The organism is Kitasatospora sp. NPDC127121, assembly GCF_042677305.1.
Lineage (GTDB): Bacteria > Actinomycetota > Actinomycetes > Streptomycetales > Streptomycetaceae > Kitasatospora.
Window position 1 is genome coordinate 1 of sequence record NZ_JBHXTQ010000083.1, and the last position, 18,631, is coordinate 18,631.

The 18,631-nt window shown below is 70.7% G+C and carries 5 protein-coding genes; 2 read left to right on the top strand and 3 right to left on the bottom strand.

The window, feature by feature from the left end:
* Window positions 1-33 precede the first annotated feature (33 nt).
* On the bottom strand, window positions 34-1,215 hold the full coding sequence (locus ACFVHI_RS30660) for a mechanosensitive ion channel family protein (RefSeq protein ID WP_380344911.1): 1,182 nt from the start codon (window positions 1,213-1,215) through the stop codon (window positions 34-36).
* A gap of 436 nt (window positions 1,216-1,651) precedes the next feature.
* Here ACFVHI_RS30660 and ACFVHI_RS30665 point away from each other — a divergent pair, with 436 nt between their 5' ends.
* Window positions 1,652-2,296, top strand: coding sequence for an HNH endonuclease (locus tag ACFVHI_RS30665; protein WP_063349454.1), 645 nt, complete (start codon window positions 1,652-1,654; stop codon window positions 2,294-2,296).
* A 112-nt stretch (window positions 2,297-2,408) separates the two neighbouring features.
* Here ACFVHI_RS30665 and ACFVHI_RS30670 read toward each other — a convergent pair whose 3' ends face one another.
* A complete protein-coding gene (locus ACFVHI_RS30670; RefSeq protein ID WP_380344913.1) occupies window positions 2,409-6,449 on the bottom strand; it encodes a beta-N-acetylglucosaminidase domain-containing protein in 4,041 nt (1,346 codons plus the stop codon).
* A gap of 189 nt (window positions 6,450-6,638) precedes the next feature.
* A complete protein-coding gene (locus ACFVHI_RS30675) occupies window positions 6,639-10,982 on the bottom strand; it encodes a ricin-type beta-trefoil lectin domain protein (RefSeq protein WP_380344915.1) in 4,344 nt (1,447 codons plus the stop codon).
* Between the two features lie 359 nt (window positions 10,983-11,341).
* On the opposite strand from ACFVHI_RS30675, the gene ACFVHI_RS30680 reads away from it, so the two are divergent.
* The gene (locus tag ACFVHI_RS30680; RefSeq protein WP_380344917.1) at window positions 11,342-18,631 is read left to right on the top strand and encodes a polymorphic toxin-type HINT domain-containing protein; all 7,290 of its coding nucleotides are present in this window, start codon (window positions 11,342-11,344) and stop codon (window positions 18,629-18,631) included.

The window sequence follows — 18,631 nt, forward strand, 5'->3', positions numbered from 1 at the left end:
AAACGGGGCTTCGTGCTGCCGGGCCTGGAAGTCCTACGGCTTCGCGAGGTCGTCGGCCGGCCTCGGTGCCGGTATCGGCTCGGTCGCCCGGTACCGGGGCGAGGTCGGGTCGGACAGCGCGGACGGCGGCGCCGACTCGGTCGCGGGGGAGATCACCACCCCGGTGGCCGGGGCCGCCGTCGCCGTGGTGGCCACCGGCGCGGCCTCCTCCTTGACCTTGATCCCGGCCTGGTCGAAGGCCGTCTTCAGGCGCTGGCGCAGCGCCCGGGACACCGCCGGCGCCTTGCCCGGCGCGGTCCGCGCCTCGATCCGCACCATCACCGAGTCCGCCGCGACCGACTCCACGCCCAGGATCGACACCGGTGCCCAGACCAGCTCGTCGTACGGCGACTCCTTGGACAGCGCCTCGGCCGTCTCCTGGATCAGGTCCTCGACCCGCAGCAGGTCCTCCTTGTACCCGACCTGCACGTCCACCGAGGCGGTCGACCAGCCCTGGCTCATGTTGGCGATCCGCTTCACCTCGCCGTTGCGGATGTACCAGATCTCGCCGTTGGCCCCGCGCAGCTTGGTCACCCGCAGGCCGACCTCCAGCACCGTGCCGGCGGCCACCCCGGTGTCGATCTCGTCGCCGACGCCGTACTGGTCCTCCATGATCATGAAGACCCCGGAGAGGAAGTCCGTCACCAGGTTGCGGGCGCCGAAACCGATCGCCACACCGGCCACACCGGCGCTGGCCAGCAGCGGCGCCAGGTTCACGCCCAGCGCGGACAGCACCATCAGCGCGGCCGTGCCCAGGATGGAGAACGACGCCACGCTGCGCAGCACCGAGCCGATCGCCTCCGACCGCTGCTGGCGCCGCTCCGGGTTCACCACCCCGGTGTTGGCCAGCAGCCCGCCGAGCCGGCTCTCCTCGTGGTGGTCGTGCGAGCGCGCCATCCGCGTGATCAGCTGGGTGATCAGCTTGCGCACCACGGCGCGCAGCACCAGTGCCAGCAGCACGATGAAGACGATCCGCACCCCGCCGGCCAGCCAGCCCTGCCAGTGCGTGTCGAACCAGCTGGCGGCCTGCTTGGTGGTGTCGCTGACCTCCTGCGCGCTGGTCGGGATTCTCAGGTCCAGCTGCGGCAGCTGCGGCGCGGTCGGGCTGGGCGCCGGTGTCGGAGTGGAGAGCGTCGAGGACGCGTCGGCGATACCGGTGGCGCCGGAGCGGAACACGTGCGGGCCTTCCTGCAAGGGGGCGTGGCGGGCCCGCGCCGCGGCACGCGGCCCGCGGACCGTCCGCCTCAGCCTAACCGGCGCCGAACACCCGACCGGACACGCCGAAGGGCGTACGGAGCAACGCGAACGCCCCGTCAGCGCACCGGTGCGCTCCCCCGGACGACGGGGTCGACCGCTGCTCCGACCGGCCGAGCGCTCCCCCGGGAGGGCCACGGGCGGCACCCCGAGGGCACCCGGGTGCAACCCGACCTTCCCCAGGGCATACCGGCTATGACAGAAGCCACACCGGAAGTTCACACCAGGTCCGTTACACAGGAGTGGTGGCGCCGTACAAAGGCGTAAGGCGACACTGGGGGAGATCGCGCACCAGTTGTGCGATCCAACCGCTCGTCCCGGCGCGAGCCACGCGCCGCAGGCGTCCAAGGAGGCATCCGTGCCGCATGTCCTGGTCCTCAACGCGTCCTACGAGCCACTCGGCGTCGTATCGATGCGCCGCGCACTCATCCTGGTCCTCAACCACAAGGCGGTCAGCCTGGAGGACTCGGAAGTCACTCTGCACAGCGCCACCAGCGCCCTTCCGGCGCCGTCCGTCGTCCGCCTGACCCGCTTCGTCCGGGTCCCGTTCTGCGGGCCCGTCCCGCTCACCCGCCGGGCGCTGTTCGCCCGTGACCACGGCCGCTGCGTCTACTGCGGGGCCGCCGCCACCAGCGTCGACCACGTCATCCCGCGCAGCCGGGGCGGCCAGCACCGGTGGGACAACGTGGTGGCGGCCTGCCGCCGCTGCAACCACACCAAGGCCGACCGCCACCTCACCGAACTCGGCTGGCGGATGAAGCGCCCACCGGCCCCGCCCAGCGGCCTCGCCTGGCGGATCATCGGCACCGGCATCAAGGACCCGCGCTGGCGCCCCTACCTGGAGCCGTACGGCGGCTCCGACCAGTTGCGCGCCCCGCAGTGGGGCGAGTACGAGCACCTCGACCATACCGAGCAGGGCCTCCCCGTCCCGCTCGGCCGGGCGCACTCGGCCCACTCCGCCCCCGTCCGCCGCGGTGAGCAGCCCGAACCGCTCTCCGCCTGACCCCGCTCCACAAGGGCCAGCCCGTCATATCGTCGGTACGCCTCATGGGCCGCCGCGCCCCCCACCGGGGAGCACGGCGGCCCGCCGCGTTGTCCGGTGGGGAGCGCGGCGACTACTTCTTCGGCGGCGCTGTCCCGCCCGTCGTGCCGCCCGTCGTACCGCCTGTCGTACCGCCCGGAGTCCCGCCCGCCGGGGGCGTGGCCGGGGCGCTCGGAGCGGTCGGGGCCGTGGTCGGGGCCGTGGGCGCGGTGGTGGCGCCGCCGTCCGGCTGGGCCGGGGGGACGGTCGGCGGCTGCGACGGGGCGGGCGGGGTGACGGCGTACAGCTCGACGCCCCACAGCGAGTAGCCGTACTTGTTGGCCCGGGCCACGCCCTGCACCCGGAGGAACCGGGCGCCCGGCGCGTCGAAGCGCACGGTCTCGTCGCCGCCCCTGCCGTTGTCCACCGTCGCCGCGTCGGTCCAGGTGGTGCCGTCCGCCGAGACCTGGAGCCGGTAGGCGGCGGCGTACGCGGCCTGCCAGTGCAGCACCGCAGCGCCCAGGTGGGTCGTCTGCGGCAGTTCCAGCTGCACCCAGGCGTCGTCCTTGGCGGGGGAGGACCAGCGGGTCTTCGGGTCACCGTCGGTGACCGCCGAGGCGGGGAAGTTCGGCGTCTCGTCGCCCGAGGAGGTGGCCTTCGCGTGGAGCGCCAGGTCCGGACCGCTGGTCGGCGGCACCACGTGCACCTGGAGCACCTGCTTCACGGTGGTGGCGCCGGCCACGAACTGCACCGGCACCTGGTACGTCCCGAACGGCGTCCCGGGATCGGCGCTGACCAGCAGCGGCACGCCGATGCGGCCGCCGCGCGGCACGGTCACCCCGGCCGCCGGGGTCACGGTCAGGCCCTTGGCCGCGGCCGGCACCTCGGTGCGCAGCTCGCCGGTGGTCCCTTCGGGGCGGCCGGCCTCGACGGTGGCCCGGGTCTGGGCGGGCGCGGCGGCGCCGGTCACCACGTCCAGGGTCGGGTCGGACAGGCTGAGCCGGGCCGCCGGGACGTCCGCGTACCAGGGGATCACCTGGTTGACCACCGGGGGGTCGCCGCCCGGCTTCCAGGTCAGCCGGAACGCGTCGGCGGCCTGCCCGCCGGCCGGCAGCTCGTTGTAGCCGGGCTGCACGGTGCCGATGTCCGTCCAGCCGCCGTCCGAGCGGCGCACCGAGACGGTGGCGGTGGCGTGCACGCCCGGGTCGGTGAGCACGGTGAGCCGGTCGAGCGGGCGGGCGGCGCCCAGCTCGACGGTGAGCGGCTCGTCCTGCGCGGTGGGCGGCTTGGCGGCCCGGTACGCGGTGTCCGGGTTGCCGTCCAGCACCGCGGACGCCGAGGAGCCGGGCAGCGCGGCGGGGCCGCCGGTGACGCTGGCGGGGGCGTCGTCGGGCGCGGTGACGGTGAACTCGCGCACCGCGACGGCGGTCTTCTGGGCGGCGGTGGCCCGCAGCCGCACGGCCCGCACCACCGGGCCGGCCGGCAGCTTGGCGCTGACCGACTTCTGGTTCTTGACCACGGCGAGCTGCTTCCAGCCGCCCTCGCCGGTGCTGTACTCCAGCACGCCGTCGTGGAGGTAGTCGTCGACCGCGCTCCGGCCGTCCGGCCCGTTGCCCCAGGAGCCCATCAGCACGGTGACGGCGCCGACCGGGCGCCCGCCGCCGAGGTCGACGCCGACCGCGTCGCCGGGCTGCGGGGGAGCGGAGCTCCAGTAGAACGTGTCGGCCACGCCGTCGGTCATCAGCGCGGGCAGGTGGTCGTGCGCGGTGCCCATGGTGGTGGTCGGGGTGATCCCGCCGCCGGCCACCCCGGCCCAGTTGTCGGCGGCCTGGACGGCCCGCTCCAGGAACGGGGCGAGCACGTCCGCGCCGATCGTGGCCGGGCTCTGCGCGAGCTGCTCGCGCAGCCGGTTGAGCTCCACCCGGGCCTTCCAGGCGGCCGCGCCGTCGCCGCCGTGCTGGGCCAGCAGCATGTCCAGCGAGGACTGTCCGGCCAGCCCGTAGTCGTGCAGCGGGGCGAGCCAGGGCGCGGCCTCGGCGGCGAGCTGGGCGGTGGCCTGGGTGCCGGCGAGGGTCTGCTGGGCGGTGGCCATCGCGGCGAAGGCGTCCCGCAGGGGCGCGGCGGCCTCTATCAGCTTGGCGAGGTCCGACGCGGTGCCGGAGGTGGGCTCGGCGGCGGCCCAGAACCGGTCGAGCAGCGGCGTCAGGTAGCCGGACTCCTGCTTGGACAGCGGCGAGGAGGAGCTGTTGCCGGCCAGCGCGGTGACCGCGGACAGGGCGGTGCCGGCGGGCGTGCTGCCGGCGCCGGTCGGGCCGGCGAGCGAGCGCACCGCGGCCTGCCAGGAGTCCTCCGGCCGGTAGCCGGCCGGGTTCCAGGCGAAGTCACCGGCCGTGGCGAGGGCGATCCGGGAGGCCACCGGCTGCTGCATGGCACCGGTGAGCATCACCGCCGAGCGGGTGGCCACCTCCGGTTCGCGCCCGGTGTAGGCGCCGAGGAAGAGCCGGTCCGGGCTGGCGTCGTTGACCGGGTAGTTGTCCATGGTGACCAGCGGGTGGCCGTACAGGTCGCCGGTCTCGGCGGTCTGGGCGCCGGTGATCTTCTCCGGGATCACCCCGCCCCCGCTCCAGGCCACCTGCACGCCGTCCGGCAGCGCCGCGGCCAGCGCCTTGCGGTACGGCGTGACGCCCTGCTTGTGGTACTCGGTGGGCACGACGGACAGCGGCGCCAGGCCCGGGTTGCGCGCGATCAGCCGGTCCCGCACCTTGGTCACCAGCGCGGCCTGCGCCTTGGCGGCCGCGGCCGGGCCGGTGCCGTACGTGTCGCGGTCGTCGCCGCAGTGCCACTCGTCGTAGCTGACGTCCAGGAACTGGAGCTGGAAGGCGGTGAAGCCGAGCTTGCGCAGCCCGTCCAGCTTGGCCACCAGCGCGTCCACGTCCTTGCCGGAGCTGAAGCAGAGGGACTGCCCCGGGTCGATCGCGTAGCCGAGCGTGACGTGGTCGCGCCGGGCCAGGCCGCCCAGTTGGCGCAGCTCGTCGGCCTGGGCGGCGGGGTAGGCGTCGCGCCAGCGGGAGAGCCGGAACGGGTCGTCACCGGGGGCGTAGAGGTAGAAGTTCTGCTTGGAGCGGCCGAGGAAGTCCACCTGGTCGAGCCGCTGCTGCGCCGTCCACGGGCTGCCGTAGAACGCCTCCGCGGTGCCGCGCACCGGCGCGCCGCTCGGCCAGTCCCGCAGCGTGATCCCGGGCAGGCCCAGCCCGGCGACGCCCGGCGCCTGCCCCTGCCCGGCCGGGACGGCGGCGAGCAGCTGGCGCAGGCTCTGCGCGGCGTAGAAGGTGCCCACCGCATCCGCGCCCGCCAGCACCACCGCGCCGTACGTCCCACCGCCCTGGGCCGGCAGCTGACCGACCGACAGCACGTACCCGCCGGCCGGCATGCCCGCGGTCGAGGGGGCGGCGCCGTCCTTGCCGCCGGCCGCGGCGGACAGCGCGCGCAGCGCCCGGTCCGTCCGGCCGTCGGCGCCCTCGGCCGGTCCGCCGACGTACACCACCAGCGACCCGGCGGCCGGCGCGTCGGCGTCCGGCTCCGGGGTCACGGTCGTCGCCCCGGCGACCTCCAGCACCTCCCGGACGGCGTCCAACGCCCCGAGGTCCGCGTCCGGCGCCGGCACCAGCGTCACCGCGGCCGGCACCGCGACCGGCTTGCCGGCCACCGTCTGCTCCTGCGGCCGCGGGAACACCTGCGGGTTCGTCATGCTCCCCAGCGGCGTCTGCGGCGCGCTGCTCACCACGTCCGGCCCCGCCGACGCCGCGTACGCCGCCGACGGCATCGGCCCGGCCAGCAGCCCGCCGACCACCGCCGCCGCCGCGACCCCCGCCGCGATCTGCAGGGTCCGCCGCCCCGGCCGCCCCGCCGCCCGCCGGGCCCGCTCCGCCCGCACCGACGCCAGCAGCGGTTCCGTCCCCTTGAGGCCGGCGATCAGCCGGTCCGCCGTCCTGGGCGCCAGTTGACGGCACGTCCGCGCCGTGGCCCGCCGCGCCGCCAGCGCCGCCGGGTGGTACAGCACCTCCCGCAACGCCGCACTCCGCTCCAACCGCTGCCGCAGCCGCCGCCCGGCCACAACGGACACTCGGGCTTCCACAGGAGCCTCCTCGCCAGGCCTGGACCACATCGCCGCAACCCCACCAGCTACCCAACCCGGTGTCAACGCGGCCGCCCGCTATGCCTGATTTGGCATCATTAGTCACTCTCTCTGTACTTTCCCGCCAACGCCCCGGGCCTGCCCCGCCGATTGGCGGAACAGGCCCGGTACGAGCTCAGGACGCGCAGCTCAGGAGCGCGGCGGAGCGGGCAGCACGGCTGTCCGCAGGGCCGGGACGGGCCACTGCTGGGACTCCCTGAAGTGGCAGTCGTACAGCTGGAGCTGGTTGCCGTTCACGGCCTGCCACCCCGGGAGGTCCAGGCAGCGGCCCGAGAACGGGTGGTACAGCGCGTTGTTGGCGAGCGGAATCCACTTCTGCGGGTCCGTGCCGTCGCAGAGGTGGTACTCCACCTTCGTGTAGTTGTCCTTTCCGGCGTTCACCGGCGCCATGCAGCCGCCCAGCACGCGGACGGTGCCGTCGTTGCCGAGCGAGAACTGCTGCGAGGCGTCACCGTGGCAGCCCCACAGCTGGATCGCGGCGCCGTTGGCCGTACCGAAGCCGTTGTCGTCGATGCACATGTTCGCGTCGACGCCCGACCTGATGACACCACTGGTGCCAGGCGCGGTGGGGGCCACCGCGAAGGGGTAGACGGCGGTGCTGCTGATGCTGCCGTCGAAGGACGGGCTCGGCTGGTCGTTCTGCTTGTAGCGGCCCAACATGAACGGGCCGGACGGTGCGGAGCTCTCGGCGGCCGAGTGGTAGCCCGTTCCGGCGAGAACCCCGTCCACGTACAGCGACATCAGCCCGGTTCTGCTGTTGTACGAGGCCGTGAGCTGGGTCCAGACGCCGACCCGGGAGTTCACGTTCGCGTTGGTGGTGCTCGTGTAGTGGAACGGCCATCCGCCGCCGTCGGTCCAGCTCAGCGCGAACCGCCAGGCCCCGGTGCCGCCGTCGTTGTAGAGCATGAAGTCGGTGGCGTGGTTTGCGGTCTGGGCGGCGACGACGCCGCCTGCCGGGCCGGACTTCACCCAGGTCGAGACGGTGAAGCTCTTACGGGTGTCGACCACCGGACCTTGCGTGGTGATGTTCGAGCCGTTGCCCGGGCTGAAGCCCGCGACCGTGGTGCCCTTCCCGCCCACGTTGTCCCAGCCCCAGTTGACGCCGGAGGCGGTGCCGTTGGCCTTGCCCTGGCCGTCGTTGACGGTGTTGCCGCCGTCGGGCGCGGCCAGCCAGCTGGCGATCGGGCGGTCGAGGTTGCCGAGGACGACCGGATCCTTCTCCAGACCGGTCACCGTCGGCCCGCTGTTGACGTCGGACGCCTTGGTGCCGATGCCGGCCCAGGCAACCAGTTGGTTGTTGGTGTCGACGGCCCAGAGGTCCGGGATGCCGTCGCCCGTGACGTCGCCGTTGGAGCCGACCTTCGGGTACAGCCTGTGGTCGATGTCGCTGGCCAGCAAACCCTTTGTGGGGTCGGTGAACCCGGAGGTGTCGAAGGTGCCAGGAGTGCTGCCCTTGGCCAACTGGTAGGCGTGGATGGTTCCGTCGTTCCTGGACCGGCCCCACAGCGTGGGCAGGTTCGTGCCCTTGGTCGGGCCGGGCGTGATCAGGTCGTAGGAGTCCCAGGCCTGGCTCTGCGACAGCAGGATGGCTGGGCCGTCGAGGGTCTTGGCGCTGGACGACATGGCGAGCCACAGCCGGCTGCCCTCGACGAAGAGCAGGGAGGAACGGGGTAGCCCGTACAGTCCCGTCCCCTTCTTGACGGCGGTGTCGCCGGTGGGCGACCCGAACGCCGCGATCTGGGTGACCCCGGCCCAGGTGTCCTTGTTGCCGTAGTCGGCGCAGGTGATCGACGTGCCGTCGGCCAGGTAGCAGTCCCTGGACTTGGACAGCGCCACCGCGCTCTGTCCGTCCAGGTGGGCGGCGATGTAGTCGTTGGCGTACAGGTACAGCTCGTCGGCGCGGGGCGCGTGTGCGATCAGGTCGTCGACGTTCTGCTCGCTGAACGAACCCCGGTGCGTGGTCTGGACGGTGCTCCAGTCGGCGGTGCCGGGGGCGGAGACGGGCTTGGCGTTCGGGGCCGCGTACGGGTCGGCGTTCGCCCCGATCATGCGCAGGGCGCCGGTGCCGTCCGGCAGCAGGACGTCGGCCTTGTTGTCGGCGTCGATGTCACCCATGATCGGTGCGGGGCCGTCGGGGTTGCTCGGGACGTAGTAGGTGTAGGCGACCGGCTGCGACATGTTGCCGGCATTGTCCTGGGTCTGCAGGTAGAGGAAGTTGGTCCCCCAGTGCCAGGGGGTGTACTCCAGCTGGAAGCTGCCGTCGCCGTTCATCTTGACGATGTTTCCGCCGTCGCTGCAGTTCCACCCGGTGGCCGCGGCCTGGACGGGGTCCGTGGTCCACCGGGCGCAGGCCAGGCCGGAGGAACGGCCGCCGGTGGTCGGAGCAGGGTCGGTTCCGGTCAGGGTGAAGACACCCTTCTGGCCGACGAGCTTCGGGTGGCCGCCGAGCGTGCCGGACTCGGGGAAGTCCGTCGAGGCGACTCGTGCGGTCGGCGGGGTCCGGTCGATGCGCAGGAAGCACATCTGGCTGTTGTCGCTGGTGAGCGTCCCGTCGGTGGTGGCGGCGAACCAGCCGTACTGGTGACCATCGATCAGCGAGCCGACGTTCACGTTCTTGCGGCCCCAACCCGATGTCCAGCCGGTCTCGTAGAGCTTCGAGGAACCGTTGTCGTCGTCGTCCCAGATCTTGAACGTGGTCCAGAGCTGCTCGTTGGTCGGCGACCAGGTGTCCACGCTCAGGTTGATGTCGGTGTTGATGCCGAGCCAGCCCGGGTTGTCCCACGGGTGAGCGGTGCCAGGAGTCTGGCACTGGTCGTAGGCCGCGTCCCGGGCGAATCCCGGGGTCGGGCTGATGACCGGGGTGCCGATGCGGGGCGTGAAGTCGTAGGTGACGACGATGTGCGGGTTGTTGGCGAACCGCTGGCGGTAGAACTTGTAGTTCTCGTTGTCGGGCGCGAACAGGAAGGTCCAGCCGCTCCAGTGCTCGCGCGCCGCCTGCGCCATCTGGCTGTAGACGTTGAACTCGATGCCGCCGGCCCCCTGCATCCAGGTCATGCCGACCTTGGAGCAGTTCGAAAGCTCAGGGCAGGGCTGTGCCTCCCAGCGAGTCCACTGGTTGATCGGGTTGTTGGTGCCCGACCCGGTCGAGTAGAGGCCCATCGGCGTGGAGGTGGAAGGGCTCGACGACTGCGCGACGGTGGCGTAGAGCGTGGCGCTCTGTACGGCCGAATCCCAGAACGCCGAGTTCAGACCGACCTGGAAGTAGGCCCGCTCGCGGCCCTCCTTCTCGCAGCGGTTGGCCGCGTCGATGTACCCGCAGTAGCCGGCTGCGGGTTTGTCCTGGCCGTACTGGGTGCCGTTGTACTCCGGGGTCCTGGGGTAGGCCTCCTGGACCTGCGCCCAGGCCTGGGCGCCGTTGTCGACGCTGGGGTTCCAACCCGGGTCGAGGTACCAGGGGCCGGTGCCCTGACCGAGCACCGAGGCGTCCGGCACCAGGTCGATGCCGCTGCCACTCACGCTGGTGGCCATCGGCGCCGTCCTGGCGTTGGCACCGGGCCCCTTGCTGCTGGACTCGACCGGTACCGGCGTGTTGTCTGCGGGGGCCGCTGTGGCGGCCTTGCCCTGGGCTTCGGTCCGGGGCGCCGCACCGGGTGTGGGTGCGGTCGCTGGGGTGGAGTCCCACATCGCCGGTGCCGGAGCGGTGAAGCGAGGCTTGCCGGACACGTCCTCGGCCGTCAGGCTGCCGACGGCATCCGCCCTGACCGTCAACCCGTCGGCGACGATGTCCAGGTGCAGGTTCTTGATCTTCGGGTTGGCCGCGGCCTGGGCGGTGCGGACGATCAGGACCTGGCGCCAGCCGCCGGCGGTGGTGGCGCTCATCTCCAGATCGACGTCGGGCAGGACGGAGCGGTAGAGCGCGCTGTTCCCGTTGATCTCCGGCTTCGGCAGGTCGAACGGGGCCTTGAGTGACAGCTTCTTGCCGTCTGCTGTCGCCATGGTGGCCAGCGGTCCGCTGCCGCCGCCGGAGAGGGTCAGGGCGGAGGGGACGGCCGTCGGCGCGAGTGTGCCGTCCGGGTTGGTCCGGAGGGTCGCGTCCACGGCACGCCAGGTGCCGTCGGCGTTCTTGACCCGCTCCGCGACCGAGGTGGAGTCGCTGGTCAGTGTGCCGTCCGGGTTGGCGGAGGTCTGGCTGCTGCCCGTGGTCAGTGCGTCGACGATGACGGGCTTCCCGGTGCTCTTCGCCTTGACCTGGGCCGCTCGTATCGCCTCGGCCTGCGTTGACCGGGGGTCGGTCGGGCCGCCCTTGGCTGGAGGCGCCGGATGGGATGGCCAGGAGGTGTCGGCGGGGCCGTGGTTGCGGTCAGGGGGAGCCGCGAACGCGATGCTCGGCACCGCCAGCAGGCCGGCACCGAGGGAGAGCGCGGCCGTGCAGGCGAGCGGCAGAAAGGCTGCGCCGAATGTCCGGCTTTTCATAGTTCGCTTGGAAGCTGAAAGGGATGGAGGTTGTGGCCTCGGCATGAAGAACCTGTCGTCTTTGGTGATGTGAGTAGAGGTCAGCCGCACGCTGCCTTCACGCCTGTTCGACTGTCAAAGCATTTTGTCGACAAGGTGTCCGAGTTGTCTGAGGTGGTGGCACATTGCTCTCCGAGTGACATGGATCACGCGGAGTAATTTTAAGATTTCCATACTGTTGATTGGTCGTGTGCCCCTAAAGTGCCGGTGGCCTGGGCTGACGTGGTCGGCCCGCTTCAAGGTTCGGCAATGTGTGGGGGAGTCAATTGTCTCGTCACTTCCGCCTGTTCAACCGCTCGAGAAGTTCGCGGCTGGCCGCGATGGCCGCCCTGGCCGTCTGCATGTCGGTGGTGACGCTCCCCTCGGTCGAGGCGGTCGCCAGCACCGCCGACCCCCCGAAGGTCTGGGTGCCGCCGAACACGCCAGTGCCGGAGACCCTCCCGGTGAAGGGCTCAAACGCCAAGGCCTCAGGCCGTACGCCCGACCCCGGAAAGAAGTGGTCGCCGCCGGCCGACTCCAGTCCACCGTCCGGCAGAGCCATCGCCACGCTCGACGGCGCGGGTGCCAAGGCGACTGCGGCGTCGGCCTCCAATGACGCGCTGGCCCCGACAGCCGCTTCCACGGGCGCGGTCCAGGCCGGCTCGCTACCTGTCTGGATCGCGCCATCCGCCGGCGCCCAACAGGCCCCCCGGAACGCCCCGTCGGCCCCGGCCGCCAAGGGCGGAGCCCCGACCCTCCAGGTCGACCTCGCCGACCAGGGCCTCGCGACGGCCGCCGGCGTGAACGGCGCCCTGGTCGCCCTCAGCGACACCGGCGAGGGCGGCGGAGCCGGGCGGGTCCAGGTCGGGATCGATGTCCAGCCCTGGGCGAAGAACGCCGGCGCTAACTGGGCCTCGCGGGCCCGGCTCGTCCAGTTGCCCGGGTGTGCCCTGACGACCCCGGGCGCCCCCGGCTGCACCTCGCGGACCCCCGTACCGTCCCACCGGGACGAGGCCACGGGCCGGTTGGTGGCCGAGGTCGACGTCCCGCAGCCGACTGCCGACGTCGCTTCCAAGTCCTTCGCCGCCGGCGCCTTCGGGAGTCCAGCAGCGAACACGTCCGCGGTGGCGCTCGCAGCCGAGGCGGCCCCCAAGGGCAGCGGCGGTGACTTCACCGCCTCGCCGATCACCCCGTCCGCCTCCTGGCAGGCGGGCGCCAACGCGGGCAACTTCACCTACGGCTACACCGTCGAGCTGCCCTCCGCACTGGCGGGCCCGGCTCCCGATGTCTCGCTCGGCTACGACTCCTCCGCCGTGGACGGCAAGACCGCTTCCACCAACGCCCAGCCGTCCTGGATCGGCGAGGGCTGGGAATGGCACCCGGGTTCCATCGTCCGCGGCTACAAGGGATGCAAGGACGCCGGGATCGACAAGTCGGGCGACCAGTGCTGGGGCGGCGACCTGCTCCAGCTCTCGCTCGCCGGCCACGCCGGCCAGTTGGTCAAGGACGACGACTCCTGTGAGTGGCATCTGCAGGGCGAGGACGGTACCAAGGTCGAGCGGCTGACCGGGCAGGCCAACGGTGCCTGGAACGGCGAAGCCTGGCGGATCACCACCGTCGACGGCACTCAGTACTACTTCGGCGCGAACCACCTGCCCGGCGGCGACGGTATTGACCAGGCCAGCAACTCGGTCTCCACCGTGCCGATCTACTGGCCAGGTGGCCAGGACCCGTGCCTGAAGGGCGGCTCACCGGCCACCAACTCCTGGTCCCAGATGGGCTGGCAGTGGTCGCTCGACTACGTCGTCGACCCGCACCAGAACCTGATCACCTACCGGTACGAGCAGGAGCAGAACTCCTACGTCCAGGGCGGCGGCCAGAACAACGGCAACGGCTCTCGGACCAAGTACCAGCGCGCGAGCTACCCGGTCTGGGTGGGCTACGGCCAGCGGCTGCCCGATCAGATCGCCGCCAAGGGCAAGGCCAACCCGGCCGCCCAGGTGTGGTTCCGCACCGCCGAGCGCTGCCTGCCGAACGGCACGACCACCTGCGACCCGTCGCAGCGGACCAAGGCCAATGCCAAGTCCTGGCCGGACACACCGATCGACCAGACCTGCGACGCGACCGGCGACTGCACCGTCTACTCGCCCACGTTCTGGACCACCAAGCGTCTCACGACGATCGACACCGAGGTCTGGACCGGCACCTCCTACCGCCCCGTCGACTCCTTCGCCCTCAAGCAGTCCTTCCAGGACCCGGGTGACGGCACCTCCCCGTCGCTGTGGCTGGACTCGGTCCAGCGCACCGGCAGCAACGACCGTACGCCGCTCACCCTTCCGGCGGTCTCGTTCCAGCCGCTGCAGATCGCCAACCGCGTCAAGGGCCAGATCGTCCGGCCGGACGGCACCTCGGCCTCGATCGAGCCGTACAACCGTCCGCGTATCCAGACGATCACCACCGAGACCGGTGGCCTGATCAACGTCGTCTACCGGACCGCCGAGTGCTCGCGCGAAGCGGGCGGGAAGATGCCGTCCTCCGAGGACGGCAACACGATGGCCTGCATGCCGGTCAAGTGGTACCTGCCCGGGCAGAGCGCGCCGGAGCCGGTGAACGACTGGTTCAACAAGATCGTCGTGCAGTCCGTGACCCAGGAGGACTCGGTCGCCGGCGGCCAGCCCGCGGTCGTCACCGACTACGTCTACGGCGGCGGCGCGGCCTGGCACCGTAACGACTCCGAGATGGCCGACCCCAAGACCCGTACCTGGGACCAGTTCCGCGGGTACGCGACGGTCACGACCCTCACCGGTAGCGGCAGCGACGTCGAGCCGCCGCGCACCAAGACGGTCGCCACGTTCCTGCGCGGCATGGACGGCGACGTCCGCGCCAACGGAACGGCGCGCCAAGTGTCCGTGACCGACGTCCACGGCGGCACCATCAAGGACGAGAACGTCCTGGTCGGCTACATCCGCGACTCCACCAACTACAACGGGGAGAACAGAGAGGTCCTCTCCACCACGGTCTCCGACCCGTGGCTGGGTCCGGTCACGGCCACCCGCAAGCAGTCCAGTGGCATGCCGCCGATCACCGCCCGGGCCGTCAACGCGGCCAAGGTGACCAACCGGGAGAAGCTGGCCAACGGCTGGCGCACGAGCGAGCGCTCCACCACGTACGACTCGACACCCGTCGCCCGCCCGTTGACCGTCAACGACAACGGCGACCTGGCCCACCCCGAGCAACTGCTCTGCACCTCCTTCACCTACGCCGGCGGCCCGAACGGCGCGGTGACGCAGCTCGCCTCGCGCACCCTGGTCCTCAAGGGCGCCTGCGGTCGGACCGCGACGAAGGACAACACCGTCGCCGACACCCGGGCGTACTTCGACGGCCTGCCCCTCGGCCAGTCCGGCGCCAAGTCCGAGCAGACCGCCACGGAGGTCCTGGAGCGTTACGACACCGCCGGCCAGCCGGTATACCGGGCCACCGGGCGGGCGAGCTTCGACGCCTACGGCCGCGTGATCAGCACCGTCGACCCGAGCCGCACCGACCCTGCTCACCCGACCGGCGCGGAGACCAAGACCGCGTACTCCCCGGCCACCGGTCAGCTGCCGACCCAGGTCACCCACACCAACCCGATGGGCTGGCAGACCGTCAGCACTTTGGACGTGGGCCGTGGTTCGCCACTCAAGATCAAGGACGAGAACGGCCGCATCAGCGAGCAGGACTTCGACTCCCTCGGCCGCGCGACCGCGGGCTGGAGCCCGGGCAACGACCGCAGTAGTTTTCCGGACCGCCCGAACCGAAGGTTCTCCTACTCGGTCAACGGCACGAACGAGCCCTCACAGGTGCTCACCCAGGCGCTGATGGGCGACCTGAAGACCTACACCTCCAGCTTCACCATCTACGACGGCCTCGGTCGCGTCCGCCAGACCCAGGCCAGTACCCCGTCGGGCGCCACCGGCCGCATGATCACCGATGCGCTGTTCGACTCGCAGGGTCGGCAGACCAAGACCAGCGCCGCCTACTACAACGACCAGGAGCAGCCCAGCGGCCAGCTCTTCCTGCCCAACGGCGGCGTGAATCCCGACAGCAAGATCCCCTCTCAGACTGTTCAGCAGTTCGACGGCGCAGGCCGGGTCACCGACTCGGTCTTCCAGTCCTACGGCGTCGAGCAGTGGCGCACCCACACCGACTTCCTGGGCGCAGACGAGGTCCGCACCACCCCGCCCGCTGGAGGCTATGCGTCCGCGACCGTCAAGGATGCCCGCGGCAACACGCTCGCGCTGCGCCAGTACAAGGCCAACACCCCGACCGGCGCGTACGACGAGACCACCTACGGTTACACGCCGGAAGGTAGGGAAGCCTGGCGCAAGGACGCGGCCGGGAACCTCTGGTCGTACGAGTACGACCAGCTGGGCCGCCCGGTGAAGTCCACCGACCCTGACTCGGGCACCGGCACCACCAGCTACGACGACGCCAAGAACCTCGTCACCGCGACGGACTCCCGGGGCAAGAGCGCCACCACCGTCACCGACCTGCTCGGCCGCACCGTCGCGGCGTACGAGGGCGCGGCGACCGACCCCGCCAAGCAGGTCGCCGCCTGGACCTACGACACCCTCGCCAAGGGCAAGCCGACCTCCTCGACCCGCTACGTCGGCGGAGCGGGCGGAGCCGCGTACAAGTCGGAGATCACCGGCTACGACACCGGCTACCGCGAGCTCGGCGCCAAGACCACCATCCCGGGAGCCGAGGGCGGCCTCGCCGGCACCTACCAGACCGACAACACCTACGACACGGCCGGCCGGCTGACCAACACCCTGATGCCAGCGGTCGCCGGCATGGGCCGGGAGAAGCTGACCTTCGTCACGGACGTGATGGGCCAGTTCGCGGCCCTGTCCAGCGCCTTCGGGTTCGCCCCGTCGACGACCTACGTGGCCGACGTCCGCTACGACCCGTACGGCCGGCCGTACCGGACCACCGTGGGCGGCGCCGGCGCGCAGGTCGTCTCCACCATGATCATTGACAACGCCACCGGCCGGGTCACCCGTTCACTGCTCGACAAGCAGAACGCCCCTCTCTCACACGTCGACGCGATCGACTACACCTACAATCCGATGGGTCAGGTCACCTCGGCCCGCAATGCGCAGGACGGCCTGGTCGCCGACCTGCAATGCTTCACCCACGACTACCTTGGCCGGCTCACCCAGGCCTGGACCGACAACGGCACCCAGACCACCCGTCCACAGCCGAGCGTCCCCGGCGTCGGCGCCTGTGCCAACACCGATGGCCCGTCCATGAACGGTGGCACGTCGAGCGTCGGCGGTCCGGCCCCGTACTGGCAGCAGTACGAGTACGACCTCATCGGCAACCGCACCAAGCTGGTCCAGAAGGACGTCAACGGTGACACCGGCAAGGATGTCACCACCACCCAGACGTTCGGTGCCGGCCCCAACACCCCGTCCTCCGACCCGAAGACGGGCGGCGGCACCGGCGGTCCGCACGCGCTGATGAAGTCCACCCGGACCGGTCCGGCTGGCGCCGGGGTGACCTCGTACACCTACGACGCCGCAGGCAACACCGCCTCGATCACCGACACCCCGGGCACCAGGAACCTGACCTGGAACGCCCAGGGCAAGCTCGACCAGATCACCGGCACCGGCCAGAGCGGCGCCACCAGTTACCTGTACGACCTGTCCGGAAACCAGCTGATACGCCGCGACCCGGGCAAGACCACGCTCAATCTGGGCGCGGACCAGCTGACCCTCGACACCAACACCGGAGCGGTCACCAACGTCCGCAGCTACGCGGCGCCCAACGGCCTCTCCATCACCCGCACCACCACCAACGGCACGTCCACGCTCGCCTACCAGGGTTCCGACCCACACGGCACCAACGGCGTGCAGTTCGACTCCTATGACCTTGCCCAGGTCCGCCGTCCCACCGACCCGTTCGGCAACGAACGCGGCACCCAGCCGGATGCGGGCGTCTGGGCCGGCGACAAGGGCTTCGTCGGCGGCACCAAGGAGAAGGCCACCGGCTTCACCCTCCTCGGTGCCCGTGAGTACGACCCCAAGACGGGCCGCTTCATCAGTCCCGACCCCATCACGGTCGCCAGCGATCCCCAGCAGTGGAACGCCTACTCGTACGCCAACAACAGCCCGATCAACAAGTCGGACGCCAACGGCCTGAGGCCCACGTGTGACACCCCGGCCGAGTGCAACGGTCTAGCCGCCGAGAAGGACGACGGCCACGGCTACTCCTACATCACCCCGGCGACCTGGTCGCCCAGCACGCTGGCCTCGCTGCCCAAGCCCACAGCGCAGGAGCAGACCGCGAAGAGTCGGATGGACGCCGCCGACAAGGTCGTGAACGAGGCCAAGCACAAGCGCGATGAGCTCGTGCACAAGGTGGTCGACCTGGTCGGCGATCTGATCGGTTTCAACGACGCTCGCGACTGCTTCACCAAGGGCGACGTGATGAGCTGCATCAACACTGCGCTCAACGTGGTGCCCTGGGGCAAGATCCTCAAAGCCGTGAAGGTCGGCATCCAAGCGCTGAAGATCTACAAGGAGATCAACAAGGCCTACGACGCCATCAGGGCAGGTGAACGCACCGCCAGGGAGGCCGAAGCCGCCTACGTCACCGCCAAAACCGCAGCAGCGGAAGCTCGAGCGGCTGAGAAGGCAGCAGCCAGTGCCGCAGAAGAAAAAGTAGCAAGAGAAACAGCAGCCGACGCGGCAGGAACAGAGAGCAAAGCCGTAGCCAAGGAAGCCGACGAAGCGCCCGTCGGTTGCCGCAACAGCTTCCCCACCGGCACCAAGGTGCTGATGGGCGACGGCAGTCTCAAGTCCATCGACGACATCCACGAGGGCGACGTCGTCATGGCGACCGACCCTCAGACCGGCGAGACCCGCCCGGAGACGGTCACCGCCACCATCCTGACCCCCGACGACAAGGACTTCACCGACCTCACCCTCACCGACGCCACCGCCCACCAGTCGAAGCTCACCTCGACCCAGCACCACCCCTACTGGAGCGAATCCCGCCAGCAGTGGGTCGACGCCGGCGAACTCACCCCCGGCGAACACCTCCGCCAGCCCGACGGCACCACCCTCACCATCCAGTCCGTCCGCAACTACCCCTACGCCGTCACCACCCACAACCTGACGGTCAACCAGCTCCACACGTACTATGTGCTGGCAGGCACCACGCCGGTCCTGGTTCACAACTGTGGTGATGTCGACTACGGTCAGGTTCTTCCCGACGGTAGGCGAACGGGAGTAACAGCAATTGTCACTCCGGCGGATCTCGGAACTGGGACTAAGGCGGGCCGCAGGATCATACCGCCAGGTTTTGTGAAAAATGTGACCGGTAATACGCGAGGTCATCTCCTGCCTCAAGCACTGGGTGGCGACGGCAAGGTCGCGTCAAATATCGTCAGGACCGCATCGAAGGTTGACAACGGTGCAATGTCTGCGTTCGGTAACTCAATCGCAGCGCATGTGGGAAAGGGTAATACCGTGCTATTTCAGGCGATACCACGGTACCTACCAGGATCCAGTGTGCCCTTCCGGGTAGACATCAGCGCTTTTGATGACAACGGATGGTCCACTGCGGCTCAGTTTTTGGTTGGGTGA

Bases quoted from the DNA above. Each gene is read 5' to 3' on its own strand.
- ACFVHI_RS30675 (WP_380344915.1), bottom strand. From the start codon at position 10,982: ATGAAAAGCCGGACATTCGGCGCAGCCTTTCTGCCGCTCGCCTGCACG.
- ACFVHI_RS30680 (WP_380344917.1), top strand. From the start codon at position 11,342: ATGGCCGCCCTGGCCGTCTGCATGTCGGTGGTGACGCTCCCCTCGGTC.